General features: G+C 71.9%; 23 protein-coding genes. 14 read left to right on the forward strand and 9 right to left on the reverse strand.

The annotated features are described in order from the left end of the window. Positions 1-3 precede the first annotated feature (3 nt). Complete coding sequence (locus tag ACFXMF_RS26635; protein ID WP_360306443.1) at positions 4-1,155, reverse strand: MFS transporter; 1,152 nt, start codon at positions 1,153-1,155, stop codon at positions 4-6. A 156-nt stretch (positions 1,156-1,311) separates the two neighbouring features. On the opposite strand from ACFXMF_RS26635, the gene ACFXMF_RS26640 reads away from it, so the two are divergent. Continuing rightward, the gene (locus ACFXMF_RS26640; protein WP_379991525.1) at positions 1,312-2,073 is read left to right on the forward strand and encodes an AraC family transcriptional regulator; all 762 of its coding nucleotides are present in this window, start codon (positions 1,312-1,314) and stop codon (positions 2,071-2,073) included. Positions 2,074-2,104: 31 nt separating this feature from the next. Here the strand turns inward: ACFXMF_RS26640 and ACFXMF_RS26645 are convergent, their stop codons facing one another. From ACFXMF_RS26645 to ACFXMF_RS26655, 3 genes are all read right to left on the reverse strand, one after another. After that, positions 2,105-2,791, reverse strand: coding sequence for a TIGR00266 family protein (locus ACFXMF_RS26645; protein WP_360305991.1), 687 nt, complete (start codon positions 2,789-2,791; stop codon positions 2,105-2,107). A 98-nt stretch (positions 2,792-2,889) separates the two neighbouring features. Beyond that, positions 2,890-3,666 carry a VOC family protein gene (locus tag ACFXMF_RS26650; RefSeq protein WP_379991521.1) on the reverse strand — a complete coding sequence of 259 codons (777 nt, stop codon included), beginning with the start codon at positions 3,664-3,666 and terminating at the stop codon, positions 2,890-2,892. Between the two features lie 230 nt (positions 3,667-3,896). Next, positions 3,897-4,526, reverse strand: coding sequence for a hypothetical protein (locus ACFXMF_RS26655; RefSeq protein WP_360305995.1), 630 nt, complete (start codon positions 4,524-4,526; stop codon positions 3,897-3,899). Between the two features lie 289 nt (positions 4,527-4,815). On the opposite strand from ACFXMF_RS26655, the gene ACFXMF_RS26660 reads away from it, so the two are divergent. From ACFXMF_RS26660 to ACFXMF_RS26685, 6 genes are all read left to right on the forward strand, one after another. After that, positions 4,816-6,339 (forward strand): efflux RND transporter periplasmic adaptor subunit, encoded by a 1,524-nt coding sequence (locus ACFXMF_RS26660; RefSeq protein ID WP_379992638.1) that lies wholly within the window; start codon positions 4,816-4,818, stop codon positions 6,337-6,339. After that, on the forward strand, positions 6,336-7,118 hold the full coding sequence (locus ACFXMF_RS26665) for an ABC transporter ATP-binding protein (RefSeq protein ID WP_379992639.1): 783 nt from the start codon (positions 6,336-6,338) through the stop codon (positions 7,116-7,118). The genes ACFXMF_RS26660 and ACFXMF_RS26665 overlap by 4 nt, the downstream gene beginning before the upstream one ends. Next, entirely contained in the window at positions 7,115-8,335 is a 1,221-nt protein-coding gene (locus ACFXMF_RS26670; protein ID WP_379992640.1) for an ABC transporter permease, read from the forward strand. The genes ACFXMF_RS26665 and ACFXMF_RS26670 overlap by 4 nt, the downstream gene beginning before the upstream one ends. An 89-nt stretch (positions 8,336-8,424) precedes the next feature. Continuing rightward, positions 8,425-9,171: a hypothetical protein gene (locus ACFXMF_RS26675; protein ID WP_360306003.1), complete on the forward strand. Its 747-nt coding sequence runs from the start codon at positions 8,425-8,427 to the stop codon at positions 9,169-9,171. A 1-nt stretch (position 9,172) separates the two neighbouring features. Beyond that, positions 9,173-9,904 (forward strand): response regulator transcription factor, encoded by a 732-nt coding sequence (locus ACFXMF_RS26680; RefSeq protein WP_360306005.1) that lies wholly within the window; start codon positions 9,173-9,175, stop codon positions 9,902-9,904. Between the two features lie 8 nt (positions 9,905-9,912). Next, the gene (locus ACFXMF_RS26685; protein WP_360306007.1) at positions 9,913-11,370 is read left to right on the forward strand and encodes an ATP-binding protein; all 1,458 of its coding nucleotides are present in this window, start codon (positions 9,913-9,915) and stop codon (positions 11,368-11,370) included. 80 nt (positions 11,371-11,450) lie between these two features. Here ACFXMF_RS26685 and ACFXMF_RS26690 read toward each other — a convergent pair whose 3' ends face one another. From ACFXMF_RS26690 to ACFXMF_RS26700, 3 genes are all read right to left on the reverse strand, one after another. Further along, entirely contained in the window at positions 11,451-11,861 is a 411-nt protein-coding gene (locus ACFXMF_RS26690) for a VOC family protein (protein WP_360306009.1), read from the reverse strand. Between the two features lie 236 nt (positions 11,862-12,097). After that, the gene (locus ACFXMF_RS26695; protein ID WP_379989409.1) at positions 12,098-13,246 is read right to left on the reverse strand and encodes a hypothetical protein; all 1,149 of its coding nucleotides are present in this window, start codon (positions 13,244-13,246) and stop codon (positions 12,098-12,100) included. A gap of 317 nt (positions 13,247-13,563) precedes the next feature. After that, positions 13,564-15,699: an MMPL family transporter gene (locus ACFXMF_RS26700; RefSeq protein ID WP_360306013.1), complete on the reverse strand. Its 2,136-nt coding sequence runs from the start codon at positions 15,697-15,699 to the stop codon at positions 13,564-13,566. Between the two features lie 303 nt (positions 15,700-16,002). On the opposite strand from ACFXMF_RS26700, the gene ACFXMF_RS26705 reads away from it, so the two are divergent. From ACFXMF_RS26705 to ACFXMF_RS26715, 3 genes are all read left to right on the forward strand, one after another. Then, complete coding sequence (locus tag ACFXMF_RS26705; RefSeq protein WP_379989411.1) at positions 16,003-17,937, forward strand: histidine kinase; 1,935 nt, start codon at positions 16,003-16,005, stop codon at positions 17,935-17,937. A gap of 238 nt (positions 17,938-18,175) precedes the next feature. Then, a complete protein-coding gene (locus tag ACFXMF_RS26710; RefSeq protein ID WP_020548622.1) occupies positions 18,176-18,751 on the forward strand; it encodes a TerD family protein in 576 nt (191 codons plus the stop codon). Positions 18,752-18,947: 196 nt separating this feature from the next. After that, entirely contained in the window at positions 18,948-19,067 is a 120-nt protein-coding gene (locus ACFXMF_RS26715) for an Rv0909 family putative TA system antitoxin (RefSeq protein ID WP_379989414.1), read from the forward strand. A 42-nt stretch (positions 19,068-19,109) separates the two neighbouring features. Here ACFXMF_RS26715 and ACFXMF_RS26720 read toward each other — a convergent pair whose 3' ends face one another. After that, positions 19,110-19,868: a TetR/AcrR family transcriptional regulator gene (locus tag ACFXMF_RS26720; RefSeq protein WP_379989415.1), complete on the reverse strand. Its 759-nt coding sequence runs from the start codon at positions 19,866-19,868 to the stop codon at positions 19,110-19,112. 69 nt (positions 19,869-19,937) lie between these two features. Here ACFXMF_RS26720 and ACFXMF_RS26725 point away from each other — a divergent pair, with 69 nt between their 5' ends. After that, positions 19,938-20,387, forward strand: coding sequence for a PaaI family thioesterase (locus tag ACFXMF_RS26725; RefSeq protein WP_360306019.1), 450 nt, complete (start codon positions 19,938-19,940; stop codon positions 20,385-20,387). A 46-nt stretch (positions 20,388-20,433) separates the two neighbouring features. On the opposite strand, the gene ACFXMF_RS26730 is transcribed toward ACFXMF_RS26725, so the two are convergent. After that, the gene (locus ACFXMF_RS26730) at positions 20,434-21,351 is read right to left on the reverse strand and encodes a LysR substrate-binding domain-containing protein (RefSeq protein WP_360306021.1); all 918 of its coding nucleotides are present in this window, start codon (positions 21,349-21,351) and stop codon (positions 20,434-20,436) included. Between the two features lie 88 nt (positions 21,352-21,439). On the opposite strand from ACFXMF_RS26730, the gene ACFXMF_RS26735 reads away from it, so the two are divergent. The 3 genes from ACFXMF_RS26735 to ACFXMF_RS26745 are packed head-to-tail and all read left to right on the forward strand — an operon-like array spanning position 21,440 to position 24,887. Further along, the gene (locus ACFXMF_RS26735) at positions 21,440-22,153 is read left to right on the forward strand and encodes a succinate dehydrogenase cytochrome b subunit (RefSeq protein WP_360306023.1); all 714 of its coding nucleotides are present in this window, start codon (positions 21,440-21,442) and stop codon (positions 22,151-22,153) included. A 5-nt stretch (positions 22,154-22,158) separates the two neighbouring features. Continuing rightward, a complete protein-coding gene (locus ACFXMF_RS26740; RefSeq protein WP_379989417.1) occupies positions 22,159-24,144 on the forward strand; it encodes a fumarate reductase/succinate dehydrogenase flavoprotein subunit in 1,986 nt (661 codons plus the stop codon). Beyond that, complete coding sequence (locus ACFXMF_RS26745) at positions 24,141-24,887, forward strand: succinate dehydrogenase/fumarate reductase iron-sulfur subunit (RefSeq protein ID WP_360306027.1); 747 nt, start codon at positions 24,141-24,143, stop codon at positions 24,885-24,887. The genes ACFXMF_RS26740 and ACFXMF_RS26745 overlap by 4 nt, the downstream gene beginning before the upstream one ends. Positions 24,888-25,302: the final 415 nt, after the last annotated feature.

Consider the following 25,302-nt stretch of genomic DNA (forward strand, 5'->3'; position numbering starts at 1 on the left):
GACCTACTCCTTCGCGACCGGCGTCGGGGTGCTGCGCGGGGCCTGCGGCTCGGGGTCGGTCAGGCTCCGGGACAGGAACCAGGCGAGCGCGCACAGCGCGATCAGTGGGGTCAGCGCCACGCGCAGGGTGGTGAGTTCGGCGAGCGCGCCGATCGCGGGGGTGGCCACGCCGCCGATGCTGACGGCCAGCCCCAGGGTGACGCCGCTCGCGGTGCCGACCCGGTTGGGCAGGTAGTCCTGGCCGAGGGTGACGTGCAGCGAGAACGGGATGTAAAGGGCGATCGCGGCGGCCGCTGCGAAGACGTACAGGCCCGGCCCGGGGGCCGCCACGATGCCGGCGGTGGCCGGGACGGAGGCCGCGTACGCGCCGCGCAGGGTGCGGACCCGGCCCAGGCGCGCGGCCAGTCGGCCACCCAGCACGGTGCCGATCGCGCCGCCCGCGAAGAGGGTGAACAGGGCGATGGAGCCGGCCGTCGAGCCGCCGGCGGTGTGGTGTTCGGCGTACAGCGCGATGAAGGTGCTCAAGCCGATGAAGACGATCGAGCGGCAGACGATGACGGCGGACAGCCGGGCGAAGCCGGACCAGTCGTCCGATCGGCGCGGACCGGCGAAGGCACGGGTCGCGGCCGCGTGTCGGGCCAACCGGCGGATCACCGACGCGGTCACCAGGACCCCGGCGACCGCGGGCAACAACAGCCACGGGGTGGCGCTCAGGCCGCCCGCGGACAGGATCGGCGAGGCGACGATCGGCGCGAGCGCGAAGCCGATGTTGCCGCCGAGCGAGTACCAGCCCATCGCGACGTGGCTGCCCCGGCAGGCCACCCGGGCCAGCCGGGCCGACTCCGGGTGGTAGGCGGCGACGCCCATTCCGGACAGCGCGATGGCGAGCCAGGTGAGCGGGTACGAGTCGGCGGGCCCGGCCAGCGCGATGCCCAGGCCCGCGCCGGTCGTGCTGACCGGGATCAGCCACGGCATGGTCCAGCGGTCGGTGAGCGCGCCGAACAGCGGCTGCACGATCGAGGACAGCAGGGTGGCGGCCAACACGATGCCGGAGGCGGCGACGTAGCCGTAGTGCCGTTCGGCCACCAGGAACGGGACCAGACAGGGCACCACGCCCTGGTAGAAGTCCACGGTGGCGTGGCCGATCGCCATCATCGGGATGGCGCGGCGATCGGCGGCGGTCACCGGGGTAGACGGCTCGGCGACGCCGGAGCCTTCGCGGGCGGCGGAGTGTTCGGTGGGTACGGGATTGCTCACCTGTCGATGATCGAAGCCGGCGGCTGCGGCGGGCTTCCGATAATCTGCCGAATGATGCCGATCTCCAGCCAATCCCCCGCCCAGCCGCGAGCCGGGGCGATCACGACCACCCGGCACCTGGCCGCGGGCGGTGAGGTGACCGCGCATCGACACGACGTGCACCAGATCGTCTACGCCGGTCGCGGCGTGTTGTCGGTGGCCACCGACGCCGGGAGCTGGGTCGCGCCGCCCACGCGCGCGTTGTGGATCCCGGCGGGCACCGTGCACCGGCATCGCGCGCACGGGCGGACGGTCCTGCACGCGGTGGGCATCCCGGCCGACGCCGACCCGCCGGCCCCGGAGCGGCCCGCCGTGCTCGCGGTCGGTCCGCTGCTGCGCGAGTTGATCATCGCCTACAGCCGGCCCGAACTCGAGGGCACCGACGAGGGCTCGCGGATCCTGGCGGTGCTCCTGGACCAGCTTCGACACACCCCGCAGCAGGCGCTGCACCTGCCCGTCGGGCGGGATCCGCGGCTGGTCGCGGTGTGCGAGCTGCTGCGGGCCGATCCCGCCGATCGGCGCACACTCGCCGCGCTGGGCGCGGCGGCGGGAGCCGGCGAGCGCACGCTGACCCGGCTGTTCGCCGCCGAGCTGGGCATGACGTTTCCGCAGTGGCGCACCCAGTTGCGCCTGCACCACGCGCTGTGCCTGCTCGCCGAGGACGTACCGGTGACCGCCGTCGCGCACCGCTGCGGCTGGTCCTCGGCGAGCGCCTTCATCGACGTGTTCCGCCGCGCGTTCGGACACACCCCGGGCGCGCACCGCGCGAACGATTGAAGACACTCCCGGGGCTCCCGGGCGCGGCGGATCAGCCGCGTACGCCCGGCAGGCCGGTGACGAAGTCGGCGAAGGCGGAGAGGTTGCGGGTCTGCATGAGCACTCGGCCCGGGCCGGTGAAGTCGAAGACCAGGCCCTCGCCGGAGGTGACCGACGCGATGGTCCGCCCGCGCGCGGCCCGGCGGGTGGTGAAGGTGATCGTGGGCGAGTACGCGACCACATGGCCGGTGTCCACCACGACCTGCTCTCCCGCCTCCAGGTCGAGCACGTCCAGCGCGCCGTAGCAGCCCATGATCACCTCGCCCTGGCCGGACGCGTGCACCAGGAAGCCGCCCTCGCCGCCGACCAGGTTGCGCAGGCCGCCCCAGCGGGTGTCGATCCGCACGCCGGCGGAGTTGGCCAACCAACTGGTCCGAGTCAGCAGGAACTCGGGCACCTCGGGGGTCAGCGTGACATTGGCGATGTCGCCGGGCAGCGCGGTGGCCACGTCGACCCAGCCGCCCTGGGCGGGTGCGGTGAACGTGGTCTGAAAGAACGACTCGCCGCCGAGCACACTGCGCTTGAGCCCGCGGATGATGCCGCCCTCGACCTTGGCGGAGATGTCCACGCCCGCGCTGTGCGCCATCATCGCGCCGGATTCGGCCCGCATCGCCTCGCCCGGATCGAGCCGGCAGCGGGCGGCGGCGAACGCGGGACCGTGTCTGACTTCGACTCTCATCCCGTGAACGTGACACGGGCCGGGACCGCGCACCGACCGAAACGGCCCGACCGGGCGACTCGCGTCACCCGATCGGGTCGGCGCCCGCGACCGCCGGCTCACCGGGCCGGCGGGATGCCCTTGATCACCGCGAAGCGGGCGCCGAAGGGGTCGGCCAGCATCGCGATCCGGCCGACGTCCGGGATGTCGTAGGGCGCCATCAGCTCGGTCCCGCCGAGCTCGATCGCCCGGGCGAACGACGCGTCGCAGTCGTCGACGCCGAGGTAGATCTGCCACTGCGGGGCGGTCTGTCCGGGGTCGACCTCCATCACGCCGCCCTGCATGGCGTCCACGTCCTCGCCCGGGTAGGCGAGGCTGTAGACGCCGGCGGGCGAGGGGAAGTCCTGGTAGTTCCAGCCGAAGACCGAGTGGTAGAAGCCGGTGGCCGCGACCCGGTCCGGGGTGTACAGCTCGGTCCAACACAGCGCGCCGACGTCCTGGACCAGTTCCAGGCCCTTGTTCGTGCCCTGCTGCCACACCATGAAGCCCACGCCGGTGGAGTCGGCGTACCCGGCCATCCGGCCCATGTCCATGACGTCCATCGGCGGGAGCAGCACCCGGCCGCCGGCCTGCTCGACCGCCTTGGTGGTGGCGTCGGCGTTCGGGGTGCGGAAGTAGACGGACCACGCGGGGGCCGCGCTCACGTCCATCAGCGGGGCGAGCGCGGCGACGCTCTTGCCGCCCTTGCGCAGGATCGCGTAGCCGCCGGTCTCCGGGCCGGTGATCTCCAGGTCCCATCCGAACAGGTCGCCGTAGAACGCGCCGGCCGCCGGAATGTCGGGCACCCCGAGGTCGATCCAGATCGGGGCGCCGGGGGCAAAATCGGTCGTGAGCATGACTGGTCACTCTCCAGTGGGTCGATCGCCGTACGGATCGCGATATCGCCTGTGTAGAGGTGGACCGGGGCGGCCCGAAGAACTCATCGCTTCGGACCGGGGCGTCCGGCACCGATCACACGCGGCTCTACCGAATGCCCCGTCCGTCGGGATCGCTACCGTCGGGGACATCCAGACCCGCGACCGCGTACCACCGTGTGGCTCGCGACCCGCTCACGGCGGCCCCGCGCTCACGTCGTCGGCGCCGCCGTGGGTGTGCCCGCGGGTGCCGCCGGGGCCGAGGGCAGCAGGGCCTCGCAGGTCTTCAGCGCCTCGGCGACCTTGGGGTCGGACCGGTCCAGTGCGGCGGCCCCACCGGCCGGCAGCTCGACCCGATGGTCCTTGAGGCAACCCGCGAACGCCTCGGCGGCCGAGTTGCCGGCGCGCCGGGGGCCGGCCGTACCGCCGCCCGGCCCCCGCGAGGGGCGCAGCTTCGCGCACGCCTCCTCGGCCTTGCGATACGCCGGATCCGTCGAGCGCGGGTCGGGCCGAGCGCTCGGGAACCCGGTGGGCCGTTCACCGGCCGGTCGGCTCGGGCGGGCCGACGGGCGACCGGACGGGCGGCTGGTCGGGCGACCCGCGCCCGGGGGACGGTTGCCGCCGTCCGGTCGACCCGTCGGTACCTCGACCCCGTTCGCACGCAGGCAGTCGGTGTACGCCTTGCCGGCGTCCCCACCACCGCTTGCCGCGCTCGACGGGGCCGAGGCACTCGTGCTCTCGTTGCCGCTCCCCCCACATCCGGCCAGCAACAGCACGAGTGCCGAGGCGGTCACCGGCAGCAGCGTCGTGGTCCACGCCGGTCGACCCGGGTACCTCGTCATGACGTCCTTCCCACGAGCCTCGGGGTCGGCGCCGGACGGCGCACCGCCCATCCCCCCGGACTCAAGCACGGCGGGGTGATCGCCGCCCGCGCGTCGCCTGGGAGTTCCCTGGGAGCCCCACCCCGGATCGGGGCCGGACCGGCCGGGCCGGCGCGCGATTTGGCGTGATCGGGCGCGATTTCGATGGTTCTGCACGCCTGTCGCGACCTCTGTGCCGAGCTCATGCTCCCAGTCGACTCCCAGGCGCCGGACAGTCTTCGGGGACGTGCCCGGACCAGGCTGTGCGGCCATGAGGCGTGTACGACTCCGACGGAAGTCGGTCCTGATCAACCTGGCCCTGGCCACCGCGATGGTGACCGGCGCCGGCTTCGCCTACGCGGCCGTGGACGACGGTGGTGGATCCTCCGGTACGACCAGGACGCGCACCGGCACGGTGACCAGGGGCACCGTGCTGGCCACGGTTTCCGCAGCGGGGTCGTTGACCTCGCCCTCGGATGTGGGCGTCGGCTTCACCGCCGCCGGCCGGGTCACCACCGTCGCGGTCAAGGTCGGCGACACCGTCACCGCCGGCCAGGTCCTCGCGCAGGTCGACCCGACCCAGGCGCGGGAGGCGCTGGAGGCGGCGAAGGCGGCCGTCACGGTGGCCCAGGCGAATCTGACCAAGGCCCGAGCGGGCACCCCGGTCCAGCAGAACGGCGGCGGCGGCAACGGCAGTGGCGGTGGCAATCAGGGCACGGACGCCCAGAACACGGTCCTGCGCGGCTCGACCGGCGGCGCCGCCCCGAGCCGAGGCACCGACGCTGTGCCCACCGCCACGTCCACGCCGGCGCCGCCCCGGACCACGTCGCCCCCCGTCACCCAGCCGCACCCGACCATCACCGTCACCGTCACCAAGACCCCGCCGGCCACCCCGTCGCCGAGCACGACGGTCGACGCGGCGGCGGTGAGCCAGGCCGAGTCGGCCCTGATCGCGGCGAACAACAAGGTCGCCGACGCCCAACGCGCCCTGGACGGCTGCGTGCTCAAGGCGCCGTCGGCCGGCATCGTGGCAGCGGTCTCCGGCAAGGTCGGCGACACCGTCTCCGCGACGGGTTCCGCGAGCGGATCGAGCGGGTCGGGCACATCCGGTGGGTCCGGCGGCCAGGGCGGCTCGTCCACCTCGTCCTCGAGCACCGCCGTGACCGGCTTCGTGGTGATCGCCAACCCGACCGGCATGGAAACCCGGGTGTCCTTCCCGGAGGCCGACGCCGCCAAGGTCAAGGCCGGTCAACCGGCCACCGTGACGCTCAACGTGAATTCCGCGATCCGGCTGAACGCCAAGGTGGTCAGCGTGAATCCGCTGCCGGACAGCGGCGCGACGTCGGGTTCGGTCAAGTACGGCGCGACGATCGCGCTGGAGGGTGACGTGTCCGCGCTGCGCACCGGACAGACCGCGAACATCTCGGTGGTCGTCGCGGCGGCCGACAACACGTTGCAGGTGCCCTCCGCCGCGGTCACCGGCACCGGTGCCACCGCCTCGGTACGGGTCCTGGTCGACGGGGTCGAGCAGCGCCGCACGGTGACCGCGGGCGTGGTCGGCGACCAGAGCACCCAGATCGTCTCCGGCCTGGCCGAGGGCGACCGGATCGTGATCGGCACCGTCGCCGCGACCGGCACCACCGGCTCCACGTCGGGGCGTTCCGGCCAGTCCGGCCGAGGCGGCACAGCCGGCGGCGGCCTGCCCGCGCCCGGTATCGGCAACTTCCCCGGCGGCGGCACCGGCACCGGCGGCGGCGCGGCCGGCGGCGGCAACCCGCGCGGCGGCTCGCGATGACCGGGCCGCAGCCGCCCCGCCCCGCGCCGGTGATCGACGTACGCGCGGCGACCAAGTCGTACGGCCGCGGCGCCGCCTCGGTGCACGCGCTGCGCGGCGTCGACCTGACCATCGAGAGCGGCGAATACGTCGCCATCATGGGCAGTTCGGGCTCCGGCAAATCCACCCTGATGAACCTGCTCGGCTGCCTGGACGTGCCCACCTCGGGCCGCTACCTGCTGGACGATCTCGACGTCGGCCGACTGGACGAGCGGCAACTCGCGCTGGTCCGCAACCGCCGGATCGGCTTCGTCTTCCAGTCCTTCAACCTGATCCCGCGCACCAGCGCGCTCGCCCAGGTCGAACTGCCGCTCTCCTACGCCGGCGTGCGCGCCCGCGAGCGTCGGCGCCGCGCACTGGCCGCGCTGGAACTGGTCGGCCTGGCCGACCGCACCGACCACGCGCCCAACGAACTCTCCGGCGGCCAACAACAACGCGTCGCGCTGGCCCGGGCGTTGGTCACCGCACCGGCGCTGCTGCTGGCCGACGAGCCGACCGGCAACCTGGACAGCCACAGCACCGCGGACGTGCTCGGCATCCTGGACCGGTTGCACGACGCCGGACGCACGATCGTGATCATCACCCACGAGGACGAGGTGGCCGCGCGCGCCGAGCGGGTGCTGCGCCTGGTCGACGGCCTGGTGGTCGGCGACCACCGCCGCACCCGGACACCGGCGTCGACGTCCGCATCCGGCGCGCCGCCGCGACCCGTTCCGCTCGACGAGGGGGCCCGCCGGTGAACCCCGTCGAGGTACTGCGCTTCGCCGTCCTGGGCCTGGCCGCCAACAAGATCCGCACCGCGCTGACCATGCTCGGCGTACTGATCGGCGTCGGCGCGGTGATCCTGCTGGTCGCCGTCGGCAACGGCTCGTCCAAGTCCGTCCAGGAATCGATCCAACGCCTGGGCACCAACCTGCTGACCGTCTCGCACACCGCGGGCGGCGGGCGGTTCGGCGCGGCCGGGCAGGGCGGCGCGCTCAAGGACCTCACACCGGACGACGCCCAGGCGCTCGTCGACAAGACCTCGGCCCCGCACGTGCGGTCGGCCGCGCCGGTGCAGACCACGTCGCAGAGCATCACCTACGCCGGCCAGTCGGTGACCGTGTCCCAGATCGTCGGCACCACACCCGACTGGTTCGACACGACCAACCACGACCTCGCCCGGGGCAGCCTGTTCGGCACCGAGGACGTGACCGCCCGCCGCAAGGTCGCCGTGTTGGGCAGCACCACGGTGGAGAACGTGTTCGGCACCGAGGACGCGATCGACAAGGAGATCCTGATCGGCGGCATCCCGTTTCGGGTCGCCGGCGTTCTGCGGACCAAGGGCGGCAACGGCGCGGCGGACTCCGACGACACCATCGTGATGCCGGTGACCACGATGCGCGACAGCCTGACCGGCTACGGCTCGTTGTCCTCGATCGCGATCCGAGCCACCTCCGCCGCCGACACCGTGCTCGCCCAGGACGAGGTCACCTCGATCCTGAACAACCGGCACCGGATCACCGGTTCCGCGCAGAGCGACTTCCGGATCACCAATCAGCAGTCGCTGCTGAGCGCGAACGACGAGGCCGACAAGACCTTCACCGTGCTGCTCGCCGCGGTCGCGGCGATCTCGCTGCTGGTCGGTGGGATCGGGATCACCAACATCATGCTGGTGACCGTCGCCGAACACACCCGCGAGATCGGCATCCGCAAGGCGATCGGTGCCCCACGCGGCGCGATCCTGGGCCAGTTCCTCGCCGAGTCGACCCTGCTGTCCGTGCTCGGCGGCGGACTGGGCGTGGCCGCCGGGCTGTTCGCGGCGCGCTTCGAGGTGGTCGGGATCAAACCGGTCGTGGTGCCGAGTTCGGTGCTCGGTTCGTTCGCCGTATCGGTGGCGATCGGCCTGTTCTTCGGCGGCTACCCGGCCGCGCGCGCCGCGGCACTGCGACCGATCGAGGCGCTCCGGCACGAATAGCCGTACCCGCGGCCCGAACGCTCCCCGTCGTATTCGCGGGCCGAACGATCCCCCGCCGTTCCCGTGTCCTTTGGAGGAGACCCGCGACCATGACGCCCCAGCAGCACGCCGGCCGGCCCGACACCCGGCCGCCACACGCCACCCCCGACGAGCCGCGGCCCGATTCCGGGCCTGCCGAGGCCGGTTCCGCCGATCCCGCGGCCGAGACCGGGTTCGTCGCCGGCTTCCGAACCGAGGCGGAAGTCGGCGACGACGCCCATCGCGACGAGTCGCCGGAGGAGATCCTGGGCCGACCGCCGGCCGCGCGCGACGTCGCCGCCGAACTCGCCGCCCCACCCCGGCGCAGGCTGCCCATGCTCACCCTGGCCCTGGGCGCGGGCGTGTTCGCCTCGATCGGCTTCCTGGCCGGCGTCGAGGTGCAGAAGGACCATGCCGGCGGCACGACCCGGGCCGCCGGCCCCGCCGCCGGCGCCGCATCGGGTGCGAACCCGTACGGCGCCCGCGCGGCGGGAGCCGGCGCGACCACGGCCGGCGGCCAACCCGGCACCGCCCGCACCGGCGCCGCCGCGGACCTCACCACCGGCACCGTGAAGGTTGTGGACGACTCTTTCATCTACGTCTCAGATTCAGCCGGCAACATCGTCAAGGTGAAAACCGACGCCGGTACCAAGATTCAGGTCGTCCGCGACGGCAGGACCGTCGACCTCAAGCCCGGCGACGCCGTCGTGGTGCGCGGTGCCACCGGCGCCGACGGCTCGGTGACCGCCACCTCGGTCACCGAGGGCACCGGCGCGGTCGCGCGTCCCGGGGCCGCCGGCACCGGCGGAGCGGGCTGAGGTGGCCACGCCCGTCGAGGTCGGCGCCCGGGCCCGCCTGCTGGTCGTCGACGACGAGCCCAACATCCGCGAACTCCTGTCCGCCAGCCTGCGCTTCGCCGGATTCGAGGTCGACTCGGCGGCGGACGGCGCGGACGCGTTGGCGGCGGTGGCGCGTTGCCGGCCGAATCTGGTCGTGCTCGACGTGATGTTGCCGGACCTGGACGGCTTCGAGGTGGTGCGCCGGCTGCGCGCCGACGGAACCCACCTGCCGGTGCTGTTCCTGACCGCGAAGGACACCACCAAGGACAAGATCACCGGATTGACCCTGGGTGGGGACGACTACGTCACCAAGCCCTTCAGCCTGGAGGAGTTGATCGCCCGGATCCAGGCGGTGCTGCGCCGGGTGGACGGCGGCGCCGGCGTGCCGACGCCCTCGAACCGGATCGTGATCGCCGACCTCGAACTCGACCCGGACGGCCACGAGGTGCTGCGCGGCGGCCGACCGGTACTGCTCTCGCCCACCGAGTTCAAGCTGCTGCGCTACCTGATGCTCAACACCGGCCGGGTGGTGTCCAAGACCCAGATCCTGGACCACGTCTGGCAGTACGACTTCGGCGGCGACCTGAGCATCGTCGAGTCCTACATCAGCTACCTGCGGCGCAAGGTCGAACTCGACGTCGGCGGGGTCAAGTTGATCCACACCGTGCGCGGCGTCGGCTACGTGCTGCGCCGCCCGCAACCGACGGCCTGACGGCGCCGATGCGCGTCCCGCACCCGAGCCGTTCCTCGCTGCGCGTCCGGGTCCTGATCATCGCGATGGCGCTGGTCGCCGTCGCGCTGTTGGTCAGCCAGACGGTCGTGGTGGGGTCGCTGCGCGGCTACCTCACCGATCAGGTGGACCGGCAACTGGGCCAGGCCGCGCGCGGGATGGCGTTCCGGCTGCCGGAGACACCCGGCGAGCCGCGCGGCGGGCCGTCGGGCAATCGTGGTCGCGCGCCCGGGATCCTGCCGAGCCGCATCGTGGCCGAGTACCTGTATCCGGACGGCGGCACCCGGCAGCGGATCCGCTCGCCGGGCACCGAGGAGGAACTGGGGCCGCGCCTGCCGAGGCTGGACATCGCGGCGGTCCTGGCCCTGAACCGGCATCCGTTCGAGACCGACTCGGTGACCGGCGACGCGCGCTGGCGGGTGCTCGCGGTGCCGATGGCGAGCGGTGAGGGCAGCGTGGTGCTGGCCCAGCCGATGGACGACGTACGCGCCACCGTGAACCGGATGCGCACGGTGTGTCTGCTGATCGGCCTGACCTGCCTGGCCGTGCTCGGCGCGGCCGGCTGGTTCGCGCTGCGCGGCGGCCTGCGCCCGCTGCGCCGGATCGAGGAGACCGCGGCGGCGATCGCGGCCGGCGACCTGTCGCATCGGGTCCCGGTACCGGCGCCGGGAACGGAGATCGGCCGACTGTCCACGTCGATCAACGGCATGCTCGCGCAGATCGAGACCGCGTTCGCGGCCCGGGCCGAATCCGAGACCCGGATGCGCCGGTTCGTCGCCGACGCCGGTCACGAACTGCGCACCCCGTTGGCCAGCGTGCGCGGCTTCGCCGAGTTGTACCGGATGGGCGCGCTCACCGATCCGGCCGAGGTGGCCCGCACGATGCGCCGGATCGAGGACGAGGCGATCCGGATGGGCGGCCTGGTCGAGGACCTGCTGCAACTGGCCCGGCTGGACGAACAGCGCCCGCTCTGCAACGAGCCGGTGGACCTGCGCATCCTGGCCGCCGACGCGGTGCACGACATCAAGACGCTGGCCCCGGACCGCGCGGTCACCCTGATCGGCCTGGACGGCGGCGCGGCCCATCCGGTGACCGTCTCCGGCGACGAGTCGCGACTGCGCCAGGTGGTGGCCAACCTGGTCTCCAACGCACTCACGCACACCCCGGCCGGGACCGCGATCCGGATCGCGGTGGGCAGGACCCCCGCGCCGGACCCGTGCGCGGTCCTGGAAGTCGCCGACGCCGGCCCCGGACTGGCCCCGGCCGACGCACAGCGCGTCTTCGAACGCTTCTACCGCGTCGACTCCTCGCGCAGCCGCGCCGCGGGCGGCGGCTCGGGCCTGGGCCTGGCCATCGTCGCCGCCCTGGTCAACGCGCACGGCGGCCGCGTCGAGGTGCGCACGGCCCCGGGCGCGGGCGCGGTCTTTCGGGTGCTGCTGCCGGGCTGAACCCGCGAGGCAGGCCCGGCCCCGGACCCGAACGCGACGGCGGGCCGACCCGAGGCCGGCCCGCCGAGGGCACGTCGCGTTCAGCCCTGCGCGGGCATCGCCGACATGTCCATGTAGACGACCTCCCACAGGTGCCCGTCCAGGTCCTGGAAGCTGCGGCCGTACATGAACTCCTCGTCCATCGGGTCGTTCGACTTGCCGCCGCCGGCCGCGAACGCCTTCTCGACCAACGCGTCGACACCCTCGCGGCTCTCCGCGCTCAGACACACGATCGCCTCGGTGGTCCGGGTCGCGTCGGCGATCTCCTTCTTGGTGAAGGTCTTGAAGAAGGGCTCGGCGAGCACCATCAGGTGGATCGTGTCGCTGATCGCGAACGAACTCGCGTTGTCGTCACTGAACTGCGCGTTCTGCTCGAACCCGAGCGCGGTGTAGAACGCCGTCGCCTTCGCGAGGTCCTTCACCGGCAGGTTCACAAAGATCATCGTGGCCATGATGCGGTCCCATCTCGTACGTCTCGCTCCGTTGCGGGGGTAGACGGCCCCACCCGCCGAAACTCATCGCTCGCGCGCCATCGGATTCGGCCGGCCGACCTCGTGACCGGCAACCGCGGCCACGACCGGGCCGGCGCGGGCCACGCCGTCCGCCCGCGTCCCCATACCCACCCCAAAAAGCCCCCGAACCGCCCCATCCACCGCATTCGCCCCATCCAAAATCCGTCGGGCAGGGCTCAGCCCTCCGAAACCTCTCCGTCGTCCGCCACCGCGACCCGGACCGCGGCGACGTCCGCGGCGGTGCCGACGACGGTGAGCCTCGGCCGTGCCTCCCCGATGCGGTCGGCTTCGGTGTAGGGCAGGACATATACCGCCACGCCCGCGCCGTCCGGCGTGTGGCCGACGTCCGCCAACCACGTCCGCACCCGATATTCGGTGAGCCAGGAGCCGTCGACCGCCCGAATATCCGCCCCGGGGTTGTCTTCTCCGGCGCCGACCACGTAGAGAACCTGCCGGAACGGTTCGCCGACGGCCAGGGATTCCCGGACGGCTTCCTCCGAGAGTCCGAGGATCCCGCCCGCCTCCGCCACGTCACCACCACACAGATCGACCATATGCGTCACGGAAACGGCACCGGCGTGACCGATGTGATAGGGAATGGGGTCCGAGGTCGGCCGGAAGGAAGTCTTTTCACCGGGCTGCACGGGCTCGGGGAGTTCCGGCTCGGAATCACTCGAGTAGAAAGACCAGGTAAGGAGCCTGGTGGGGCCGTGGAAATCGACCAGATTAAGGGAATTGTCGACGACGCCGGCCGCCTCCAAGCGATAGGCGATGCGCCGCACGTCCACTGCGACGTCCTGCCAGGAAGCATCGGCATTCGGCATGCAAAGAATCATCCAGGCGCCTTCGCGGGCGGGGCCCGCAGTCGCCAGGATCTTGATTTCCATATTTTCGCCCACCATGCCGAAGACATACCCGTCGGCCGTTTGCGGACTGCCGGACACCACCGAGGCGATCGCGCTCAGGTCGACATTCAAGGGCACGATCCACTGGATGCCGAAACCGCCCTCCCCCATCGCCCGACCGCCGAATTCAGGATCACCCGCCTCCGGAACCGGCACCGGTGAAAGGTCTTCCCGATCCGGCTTCCCCGGGTCGTCGAAGTCGTCGCCCAGACAGATCCGACGGGCCCAATACTCCGGGCTGTGCATCGTCAGGAAGGAACTGTCCGCTTCACGCGTGAAGTCCCATCGATAAGGCCGGAAATGTCGATCGACCCGAACGAGCGCTTCCTCCCGGGAGATACGGAAGAGACGTTCGATCTCCGCCACCACTCGCATCAGGTAGCTCTCGCCTGCATCGTCCACACGCGCCGCAAATCCCATGCTTCCCCCGCGAGGCTTTCCGTAGTGAATTCTACCGAGAAACCGGATACCGGGACCGGCGGATGGAATCCGCACGGCCTCGATATCCGGTAATCGGCCAATCTACCACGGGGGGCAATTGCCCGGAAGAATCCCTGGAGAATAGCGGACGTGACGTGTTCACGTATCGAGGTCCGTCGACCGGTCGGCTGGGTCCGCCCACCGGTTCGGTGCGATCTGATTCGACCATTGGGCCGCGCCGTTCGGCACACGCCGAACGGCAAGAAAGGAGGCTGGATTCCGCACCGACAAAGGAGGGCGGCGCGGCGGGCGGGGGTTCATGGCACCGGTTCGGATTCGCGTGCCGGTTTGCCGGCCGGCTTGGTGTCGCCGTGGCCGGGCCACCAGGCCGCGTGGCCGATCAGGGCGGTCAGGCTCGGGGTGAAGATCAGGGCCATGATGAAGGCCGCGATCGCGATACCGCTGGAGAGGGCGAAGCCCATCTGGGCGAGGGTCGAGTTGCCGGCCAGCATCAGGGTCGCGAAGGTGCCCGCCAGGATCACGCCCGCGGCGGCGATGGTGGGGCCCGAGTGCTTGACCGCGACGGCCGCCGCGTCGTGCGGGTTGTGGCCCTCGCGGGCCTCCTCACGCAGGCGCGACACCATCAGGATGTTGTAGTCGGTGCCGAGGGCGACCACGAAGAGGTACATGATCACCGGAAGCATGAACATCAGTCCGGGCTGGTCGCCGATCTGCTGGAACAGCACCGACGTGGCGCCGAGCGTCGCGCCGAACCCGAGTGCCACCGAGGCCATCAGGTACCACGGCGCGACCAGGCTGCGCAGCAACAGACCCAGGATGATCATGATGCACACCGCCGCGACCGGGAAGACCACCGAGTAGTCCCGGTCCACCGCGCGGTTGATGTCCACGTACACCGCGCTGATCCCGCCCACCAGTGCCCGGGTCCCGGCCGGCGCGGCCTCGTGCATGGTCGGGCGCAGGCGGTTCTTGATCGTCGACAGGGCCTCGTCGGTGGCGGGCGAGTCGGAGAGGACCACCGAGTACAACGCGGTCTGCCCGTCGGCGCTGAGCACCGGGTCGGCCACCGACCCCACCCCGCGAACCCCCTTCAGCACCGCCTCGAACGGCGCCCGTTCCGCCGGCGTGAGCGGTCGGCCGGCGGTGGACGTCAGGTAGACCTCGGTCGGGTCGGTGGTGCCCGGCGGGAAGCCCTTCTCCAGGTTCTTCATCGCGACCACGGATTCCTTGTCCGAGGGCAACGACGAACCGGCCAGGTCGAAGTTGGCCTGGTAACCCAGTGCGCCGATCGCGAGCACACCCATCACCAGCGCGGACGACACCGCGAACAACACGGGCCGGCGGCCGATGCCGCGGCCGAGCCGGGCGAAGCCGGTGCCGTGCGGCGCCACCCGCCAGGACTTCGACGGCCAGAACACCCGGGTACCCAGCAGCGAGACCACCGCCGGCACCAGCGTCAGGCCGGCCAGCAACGTCACGAACACCGCGATCGCCAGCGCCGGGCCCATCGAGCGCAGCATGCCGAGCGTGGAGAGCGTCAGCGCGGCGAAGGCCACGATCACCGCCGCCGCCGCGGACGCGATCGCCTCGCCGACCCTGGAGACCGCGTGCACCATGCCGTTCTTGGCGTCGGAGCCCTCGCGCAACACCTCGCGGTAGCGGAACAACAGGAACAACACGTAGTCCGTACCGACGCCGAACAGCACCACGGTGAGCAGTTGTTCGATCGAGCTGTCCGCCTTCATGTCGAAGACCTTGTTGGCGGAGGCGATCAGTCCCGTGGCCATCGGCGCGATCAGCCCGATGATCACCACCGGCAACAACGCGATGATCGGGCTGCGGAAGATGATCAGCAGCAACAACACGATGATCACGATCGTGCCGACCGCGACCAGGGTGCCGGCGGTCTCGGACGAGTCCCGTTCGTCGAGCGCCTGCGCGGCCTGCCCGGTGATGCCGGCGGTCAGCGCGGTCCCGGCCACCTGCGCCTTGACGTCCTTGCGCATCTGCTCGACCGCGTCCTGCGGCGCCTCGTCGTTGGGATCGTTGATCTCCGGCATCGCGACCATCGCGGTCTGCACGAGCCCGTTCGGCGAGACCTGGCCCGGCGTCACCGCGAGCACGTCCTTGATCCCGCGCGCCTGCACCGACGCCGAGATCCTGGCCACCTCGGCGCTGTCCGCCGCGGTCATCGGCCGGCCGTCGGCGCGCTGGAAGACGATCACCGCGCCGATGTTCTCCTGCTGCGGGAAGTCCCGCTCGCGCAGGTCGGAGGCGCGCACCGATTCGTAGGACTTGGGCAGGAAGCTCTTCTCGTCCGTGGAGGAGGTCAGCTTCGGCGCGAGGCCGATCACCACACCCGCGGCGATCACCCAGGCCAGAATGACCCACCAGGGTCTGCGCACGACAAACCGGCCCAGGGCCGCGAACATGGGCGCCTCGCTTCGCACTCGTGACGGATACACCTACCTCGTGTCACCGTCGGTCGCCGCAGGCGGGCGCGCCAGCGGGGTGATCCGTGCGAGTGACACCCATGACGCGACCCGACACGCCCGGCGCGGGTGACGGACGGGTCGACCCGGGAGTGACGGTGGGATGTCCGGTCGGTACGGTTTGCCTGCCGTCCGGGCATGGGTGTCGGCCGGGTCCCGGATCCGGGCCGCGAGCATGCTCGGCGCCACCGCCGGCGGGGGCGGCGGGAGCGTCGCGCGACAGCACGGGGGATGGTCATGGTGGTGTCGAGGGTTCGCCGCGGCGCGCCGCGGGTCGCCTTCGGTCCGCACTCGGACGGCGGGCCGGCGGCGCTGCTCGCGCAGGTGGTGATCATGGCGGTCACCGGTGGGTTCTTCTTCGGCGGCTTCGTCGGTCTGGTGCAATCGACGCGGTTGTCGACCGGCGCCAAGGCGATCGCGCTGGGGCTCCTGCTCGCCCTGGTCACCCTGCATCTGCGCAATTGCGTACGCCCGGCGGACGGCTCGCGACCGGCCGGGTGGAGGTGGACGCTCGGCGCCCAGGCCGTGCTCACCTATCTGCCGATGACCTGGTTCCACGACACCTGGTACGGCAACCCGGGCTTCCTGGCCGGCGCCGCCCTGCTCCTGTTGCGGCCGGCCTGGACGGGCTGGGTCGGGTTCCTGGCGGTGGTGGCCGCCCAGGTGCCGGTCGCGCTCGCGGTGCGGCCGACCGTGGTGGAGGCGCTGTATCTGGTGGTGGGGCAGGCCGCGCTGGTCGGTCTGGCGGTGTACGCGTCGGCCGGGCTGGCCGACCTGGTCGCCGCGCTGGCCGCGACCCGTACCGCGCTCGCCGACGCCGAGGTCGCCCGCGAACGGCTGGGCTTCGCCCGGCAACTCAGCGACGGCGTCGGGGCGAGCCTGACCCGCATCCTGGCCCGCGGCGAGGCGCTGCCGGCCGGACTGCGCGAGCACCCCGAACGCACCCGCCCGGAACTGGCCGACGCGCTGGCCGAGGCCAGGAGCGCGATGACCTCGGCCCGGGCCTTCGCGCACGCGCACAAGAGCGTCGAGAGCACCGCGCCGCCGGCGATCACCGACGAGCCGACGCCGCGCGCGGTCGCGGTGTTGCGGGTGGTGATCCTGGTGCTGATCATCGTGCCGCTGCCGCTGCGGGTGTCGGCCACGAGCGACTACTCCCCCGGCCGCCGGGCACTGTTCGTGTTGCTGCTGATCGCCTTCGTCGCGCTCTACATCCGCAACTGCACACCGGCGCCGGGTGGGCGACCGCGCCGGTGGCAGTGGACGTTCGCGGCGCAGATCGGGCTCGCCTACCTGCCGCTGGTGGTCTTCGACGCCCGGGTCTGGTCGGTGGGACTGTTCCTGGCCGGGCCCGCGCTGCTCCTGCTGCGTGGGCCGTGGCGGGTGCTCGCGGTGGCCGGGTTCGCGTGTCACGACCTGTACTTCGGTACCTGGAGTCCGACCGCGCTCGACCACGTGTATCACGTGGTGTGGATCCTGGAGCGCGCCGCGCTGGTGTACGGGCTGGTTCGGATGGCCGACCTGGCGCGGGCGTTGCGGGTGGCCCGGATCGAGTTGGCCGCCGCGCAGGTGGCCCGCGAGCGGCTGCGGCTGGGGCACGACCTGCACGATCTGCTCGGGTTCAGCCTGTCCGCGCTGGTGCTCAAGAGCCAGTTGGCGCTGCGCCTGGTCGACCGCGATCCGCCGGCGGCGGCGGCCCAGGTCACCGAGGGCCTGGCGTTGGCCCGACAGGCGCTGGCCGACGTGGGCACGGTCGCGGGCGGTTATCGCGGGATGTCGTTGGCGGTGGAGGCGCGGATCGCCCGGGACGTGCTGGCCGGGGCCGGGATGGTGGTGGAGGTGGCCGTCGACGTGGGCGAGTTGCCCGCGGGCGTCGACACCGTGCTGGCGACCGTGCTGCGCGAGGGCGCCACCAACGTGCTGCGGCACAGCGCGGCGAGCCGGTGCACGATCACCGCGTCGGTCGAGCCGGACGGTGCGGTCGTCCTGGTCCTGACCAACGACGGTGTGCGCGCCGACGCCGATCCCGGGCCGACCGGCGCGGGTCTGGGGTTGCGTTCGCTCGACGGGCGGCTGGCGACGCTGGGCGGAACGCTCACCGCCGACGTCGTCGGCGAGGCGTTCCGACTCTTTGCCCGGGTGCCCGATCAGGGGCGGACTGCGCCCGTGAGCGCGTGAATCCGCCCGGATACGGCCGAAACAACGGACCCGTACCGAGAGTTCGGCTGCCCGTTGTCGTCCGTCGATGGTGGGATGGGGTATCACTGCATTGGCGATCGCACGTCACACGACATGCGCACGTCGCGCCGGCGCACGCCGGGCTTCTACAGTCCTGTAGATTTACCCATCGGGCGGCCGTCGCGTGATCACCCGATCCGCCTGTACCCCGATATGCACGAGGGAAGGAAGCACTGCCATGGGAGTCAGCCTCGCCAAGGGCGGCAACGTATCCCTGTCCAAGGCCGCGCCCGGCCTCACCGCGGTCGCGGTGGGTCTCGGATGGGATGCGCGCAGCACGACCGGTGCGGACTTCGACCTCGACGCGAGCGCGCTGCTGCTCGGCAACGACGGTCGGGTGTTGTCCGATCTGCACTTCGTCTTCTACAACAACCTGACCAGCCCCGACGGCTCGGTCCAGCACACCGGCGACAACCTCACCGGTGAGGGCGAGGGCGACGACGAGACCGTCAACGTCGACCTCGCGTCCGTGCCGGCCGATGTCCAGCGGGTGGTCTTCCCGGTGTCCATCCACGACGCGGTGGCCCGGGACCAGTCCTTCGGCCAGGTGCGCAACGCGTACATCCGGGTGGTCAACCGCGCGGACAACAACGAGCTCGCCCGCTACGACCTCACCGAGGACGCGTCCACCGAGACCGCGATGGTCTTCGGTGAGCTGTACCGCAACGGCAACGAGTGGAAGTTCCGCGCGGTCGGCCAGGGTTACGCCTCGGGTCTCGCCGGCATCGCGAAGGACTTCGGCGTCAACGTCTGAGCCGATTCCCGGGTTCGCACCCGGGCGCACGACCCGCACCCGCCGTGCAACAGGGCCGCATCGTCCTCGGTGCGGCCCTGACGTCGCATCGGGGAACGATTCGGCGCGGACGGCGGTTGATCCTGAACCAGAGCACGAAGCACGCAGCGACACGGTGGCGGCGCGACCGCCCCGTACCGAACAAGGAGTGGGCGTCATGGCCGGTCTCGACAAGCTGATCAAGAAGGCGACCGACTACGCCAAGAAGAACCCGGACAAGGTCAAGTCCATCGTGGACAAGGTGAAGAAGCAGGCGGACAAGCGCAAGGGTCACTGACCCCGACGCCACCGGGCGCGCGGCCGCCTCCCCCTCCTGCCGCTACGGGAGCGGCCCGCCGCCCGAGGGTCGACCGCCCTCGGCTGCGCCGTGCCGCGGCGGGTGCAGCCGCTCCGCCAGCGCGTCGAAGCCCGCCGCGAAGGCGCTCGTGCTCGGCGCCGGACCGGGACCGCGCAACCGCCCGGCGAGCGCCGAGCCCAACCCGGCCATCCGGGTCACCTCGTCCGCCATCGTCTCCACGTCGTCGGGCCACGGATAGTCCGGCTGCGCGAGATACAGCGCGACCAGTCCGTGCAGCGCCGCGAGCATCTGCAGGGTCAGCCGGGTCGGATCGCCGACCAGGACACCCGCGTCCAGACACGGCTGGATCGCCTCGCCGACGTAGGCCAGGCAGGCATCCGCCGCGGTCCACCCGGTCTGCCCGGCGGACCTCGGCCGCATCATCAACAGGCGGTACTGCACCGGGTGTTCGAGCCCGAAGCGAACGAAGGCGGCACCGCGGCGGCGCATCGACTGGTACGGGTCCTCGACACCGGTCCCCGCCTCGCGCATCCGCCGCCCGAGGTCCTCCCACACCGCCAGGCAGACCGCCTCGACCAGATCCTGCTTGTTCGCGAAGTGCAGGTATACCGACGGAGTCGTCACCCCCGCCCGTGCGGCCACCGCGCGCAACGTCAGCGCGGACTCGTCGCCGGCCTCGTCGAGCAGCGCGGTCGCCGCGCGCAGGATCTCGTCGCGCAGCAGCGCCCCGTCCCCGGGTCGGGCGCGGGCGCGGGCGCGGGATCGGCTGGTGGCAGGCACCACCCCAGTTGACAGCCGCCGAGTTGACGTTGTCAACTTGACAACGTCAACTCAGGTGAGGGGTTCGGGATGAGCACTGCGTCGTCGACGGCGGGACCGACCGGTCTGGAGCAGCTCCAGGCACTGCGGGACCACGGCATGCCCACGGGAATCGGCCCGTTCATCGGCATGGAGCCGGAAGAGGTCGAGGACGGCCGGATCGTGTTCGGCGCGGCCGCGCGGCCCGAGTTCGCCAACCCGATCGGCACCATGCACGGTGGCATCGCGGCTACCCTGCTCGACTCGGCGATGGCCTGCGCGGTGCACACCACACTGCCGCCCGCCACCGGCTACACGTCGCTGGACATCTCGGTGCGCTACCTGCGCCCGGGCCCACTGGACGGCAGCAAGCTGCGCGCCGAGGGTCGGGTCATCCACCGGGGACGCACCATCCGCACCGCCGAGGCCGAACTCACGGACCACCAGGGCCGATTGCTCGCCACGGCGACCACGACCTGCCTGATCATGCCGCTGGGCTGAGGCACGCCGTCGCAGGCGCGGGCGGCGTATCGCCGTCGCCGTCGGGTCACCGTTCGGCGCCGATGCGCTCGACGCCCGCCGGCAGCCGCTCCGGGGTCAGGAACGCCCGCAACTCGTGCCGGAACGCCCGCGCCGCGTGGGTGAGCGCGGCGTCGCTGCGGTGCGCGAGCGCGATGGTGCGGGACAGGCCCGGCGGGGTGAGCGGCGTCGCGGTCAGGCCCGGCCGCCCGGCCAGCACCATGCTCGGCACGATCGCCGGCCCCAGGCCCACCTCGACGAACCGCAGCACCGCGTCCATCTCGCCGCCCTCGATCGCGAACTCCGGCTCGAAACCCGCCTCGTGACACGCCGTCAAGGTCGCCTCACGCAGGTCGTAGCCGTCCCGGAACATCACCAGCCGCACCCCGCGCAGCGCCGCGATCGGCACCGTCGCACCGGCCACCGGCGGCGTACCCGCGAGCACCAGGTCCTCGCGCAGCAGCGGTTCGGTGGTCAGCGCCGCGCCCACCCCCTGCGGCGGCACCACGATCAGCGCCAGATCCAGGTCACCGCGCAGCAGCGAGCGCACCAGGTCGCGCGAGCCGTTCTCGTCGACCAGCAGCCGGATGCCGGCGTAGCGGTCCTGGAAGCTGCGCAGCACCTCGGCCAGCAGGCTCGCCGACAACGACGGCGTGGCGCCGATCCGCACCCGACCCGAGCGCAGCCCGACCAGTTCGGCCACCTCCAGGTGGGCCACGTCCACGTCCGCCAGGATCCGCCGCGCGATCGGCAACAACCGCTCCCCCGCCGGGGTCAACGCGATGTTGCCGCGCACCCGGGTGAACAGTTCGGCGCCCAACTCGTGCTCCAGGGACCGAATCTGCTTGGACAACGACGGTTGGGCGACATGCGAGCGCGCCGCCGCCCGGGTGAAGTGCCGGGTCTCGGCGACCGCGACGAAGTAGACGAGCTGCTGAAACTGCATATCCCCAGCCTCGCATAGCCGGCAGCTATCGAAACGAGGCATTTCCGGTCTTGGACGGCATGACCTCGGTCCACCTACCGTCGAGCACATGGCGACCCTGACCCGCGCTCCCGCATCCGCCGGGCGGCGCAGGCAGGGAGCGTCGCACCGCTCGACCGTGGTGATGAAAATCGCGATGGCGCTCAGCGGTGCCGTGCTCCTTGCCTACCTGACCGCCCACATGCTGGGCAATCTGAAGATCTTCTTCGGCGAGTCGAGCTTCGACCACTACGCCCACTGGTTGCGCACCATCGGCGAACCGCTGGTTCCGCACGAGGGCACGCTGTGGATCATCCGCGCGGCGCTGACGGTGAGCGTGCTCGTGCACATGGCGATGGCGATCCTGCTCACCCGCCGCGCCCGCCGGGCCCGGCCGGTCAAGTACGTGCACCGCCCGCCGGTGCAGGGCTCGTACGCGGCCCGCACGATGCGCTGGGGCGGGGTGATCATCGCCCTGTTCGTGGTCTACCACCTGCTCGACCTGACCGTCGGGGTGGCCAACCCGGTCGGCGCCTCCGGCAAGCCGTACACGAACGTCACCGCCGACTTCGAGCACTGGTACATCACCGCGATCTACACGGTCGCGGTGGTCGCGGTCGGCTTCCACCTGCGGCACGGCGTATGGAGCATGACCCGCACGCTCGGTCGGCAACGACCGGGGACCGAGCGGCTGATCGCCTCGATCGCGACCGGCTACGCCGTACTGATGACGGTCGGATTCCTGTCCGTGCCGTTCGCCGTGACCGTCGGAATCGTGGGGTGAACGTGATGGACCCGCACACCGAGTACACCGAATACACCGAGCCCGCCGGGCACACCGAGTACGCGCGGTACACCGTCGGCGCGGAGATCGCCGACCACGCCGCCCCCGCCGGCGATCTGGCCGGGCGCTGGGAGCAGCGCCGCCTGGCCGCGCGGCTGGTCAACCCGGCGAACCGGCGCCGGCTCCCGGTGATCGTGGTCGGCACCGGCCTCGCGGGCGCCTCCGCCGCCGCCACGCTGGCCGAACTGGGCCATCCCGTCACCTCGTTCTGCTACCAGGACTCGCCGCGCCGGGCACACAGCATCGCCGCGCAGGGGGGCATCAACGCCGCCAAGAACTACCGCGGCGACGGCGACAGCGTGGCCCGGCTGTTCAAGGACACCATCAAGGGCGGCGACTTCCGCGCCCGCGAGGCCAACGTGCACCGCCTGGCCGAGGTCAGCACGCAGATCATCGACCAGTGCGTCGCGCAGGGCGTGCCGTTCGCACGCGACTACGGCGGCCTGCTGGACACGCGCTCGTTCGGGGGCGCCCAGGTCTCCCGGACCTTCTACGCGCGTGGCCAGACCGGCCAGCAACTCCTGCTCGGCGCCTACCAGGCGATGTCGCGCCAGGTCGCGGCCGGCAACGTCACCGTGCACGCGCGCACCGAGATGCTCGACCTGGTGGTGGTGGACGGGCGGGCCCGCGGCGTGGTGGTGCGCGACCTGGTCACCGGCGAGGTCTCCACCCACCTGGCCGAGGCGGTGGTGCTGGCCACCGGCGGCTACGGCAACGCCTACTTCCTGTCCACGAACGCGATGGGCTGCAACGCGAGCGCGGTGTGGCGCGCACATCGCCGCGGCGCGCTGTTCGCCAACCCGTGCTTCACCCAGATCCACCCGACCTGCATCCCGGTCTCCGGGGAGCACCAGTCCAAGCTCACCCTGATGAGCGAGTCGCTGCGCAACGACGGCCGGGTGTGGGTGCCCGCCACCGGCGGCGACACGCGCGCGCCCGGCGAGATCCCGATGGCGGAGCGGGACTACTTCCTGGAGCGCATGTATCCGGCCTTCGGCAACCTGGTCCCGCGCGACATCGCCTCGCGCGCGGCCAAGCGGGTCTGCGACGAGGGGCGCGGCGTGGGGCCGGGCGGACTGGGCGTCTACCTCGACTTCGCGGACGCCATCGAGCGGTTGGGCGCGCCGGCGGTCGAGGAGAAGTACGGGAACCTCTTCGCGATGTACGAGCGGATCACCGGCGAGGACCCGTACACCGTGCCGATGCGGATCTACCCGGCGGTGCACTACACGATGGGCGGGTTGTGGGTCGACTACGACCTCCAGTCCACCATCGCGGGCCTGTTCGTGATCGGCGAGGCGAACTTCTCCGACCACGGCGCGAACCGGCTGGGCGCCTCGGCGCTCATGCAGGGGCTGGCCGACGGCTACTTCGTCCTGCCGACCACGCTCACCCACTACCTCGCCCAGGGGCCGTTCGAGCCGGTGGACGCGGACGATCCGGAGCTGGTGGCCACCGAGGCCGGTGTCCAGGACCGGGTCAAGCGGCTGCTCGCCATCGACGGCGATCTGTCCGCGGACCACTTCCACCGCGAGCTGGGGCTGCTGATGTGGGAGAAGTGCGGCATGGAGCGGGACGCGGCCGGGCTGCGCGAGGCGCTGGCCCGGATCCCGGAGCTGCGTGCGCAGTTCTGGTCGCGGTTGCGGGTGCCGGGGACCGGTGCGGGGTTGAACCAGTCGCTGGAGAAGGCCGGCCGGGTCGCCGACTTCCTCGAACTCGCCGAGCTGATGTGCCTGGACGCGCTGCACCGCGAGGAGTCCTGCGGCGGCCACTTCCGCGCCGAGCACCAAAGCGCCGGCGGCGAGGCGGCCCGGGACGACGAGGCGTTCGCCTATGTCGCCGCGTGGGAGTACACCGACGGCGCGCCGGTCCTGCACCGGGAGCAACTCACCTTCGACAACGTCACCCTGGCCACGAGGAACTACGCATGAAGCTCACCCTGCGCATCTGGCGACAGAAGGGTCCCGAGGATCGGGGCGGCATGGTCTCCTACGACGTGCCGGACGCGTCGGCGGACATGTCCTTCCTGGAGTTGCTCGACGTGCTCAACGAGCGACTCACCGAGAGCGGCGACGAGCCGGTGGCCTTCGACCACGACTGCCGTGAGGGCATCTGCGGCGCGTGCAGCCTGGTCATCGACGGGGTGCCGCACGGGCCGCAGAAGGCCACCACGACCTGCCAGTTGCATCTACGGCACTTCCGCGACGGGCAGACCATCGACGTCGAGCCGTGGCGCGCGGCGGCCTTCCCGGTGGTCAAGGACCTGGTGGTGGACCGCTCGGGCCTGGACCGGATCATCGAGGCGGGCGGCTATGTGACCGCGCCCACCGGGTCGGCGCCCGAGGCGCACGCCACCCCGATCCCCAAGGCCGACGCGGACGCCGCGTTCGAGGCCGCGACCTGCATCGGCTGCGGTGCGTGCGTGGCGGCCTGCCCGAACGGCTCGGCGATGTTGTTCACCGCCGCCAAGGCCACCCACCTGGGCCTGTTGCCCCAGGGCGCGGTGGAGCAGGACACCCGCGTCGAGGCGATGATCCATGCCCACGACGAAGCGGACTTCGGCGGCTGCACCAACACCGGCGAATGCACCGCGGTGTGCCCCAAGGGCATCCCCCTGGGCGTGATCGGCCGCTTCAACGGCGACGTCCTGACCTCGCTGTGGCGCTCCCGGTGAGGTGCTCGTCGCCGCGATGCTCGTCGCCGCGATGCTCGTCGCCGCGATGCTCGTCGCCGCATGGCGCTGCATGGCCTTCGCCCGACGGGCGGGTGGCCTCAGGCGCCGGCCGGGCTATTCGGCCTCAAGCGCCGGCCGGGCTGAGTTGGCCTCAAACGCCGGCCGGGCCGGGTGACCGGGCCGTTCGGCCGGGCAACTTGGCCGGGCGGCAACTTGGGCGGGTTGGGTGAGCGGGCTGGGTGACCGGGCTGCTCGGCCCGGCAAGGTAGCCGGGCTGGGTGACCGGGCTGCTTGGCCGGGTCGGGTGGCCGGGCTGCTTGGCCGCGTTGGGTGACCGGGTTGGGTGGCCGGGCTGCTTGGCCCGGCAAGGTAGCCGGGCTGCTCGGCCGGGCTGGGTGGCCGGGCCGGGTGGCCG

This window comes from Embleya sp. NPDC059213, assembly GCF_042754445.1.
In the GTDB taxonomy this organism is placed as follows: domain Bacteria; phylum Actinomycetota; class Actinomycetes; order Streptomycetales; family Streptomycetaceae; genus Embleya.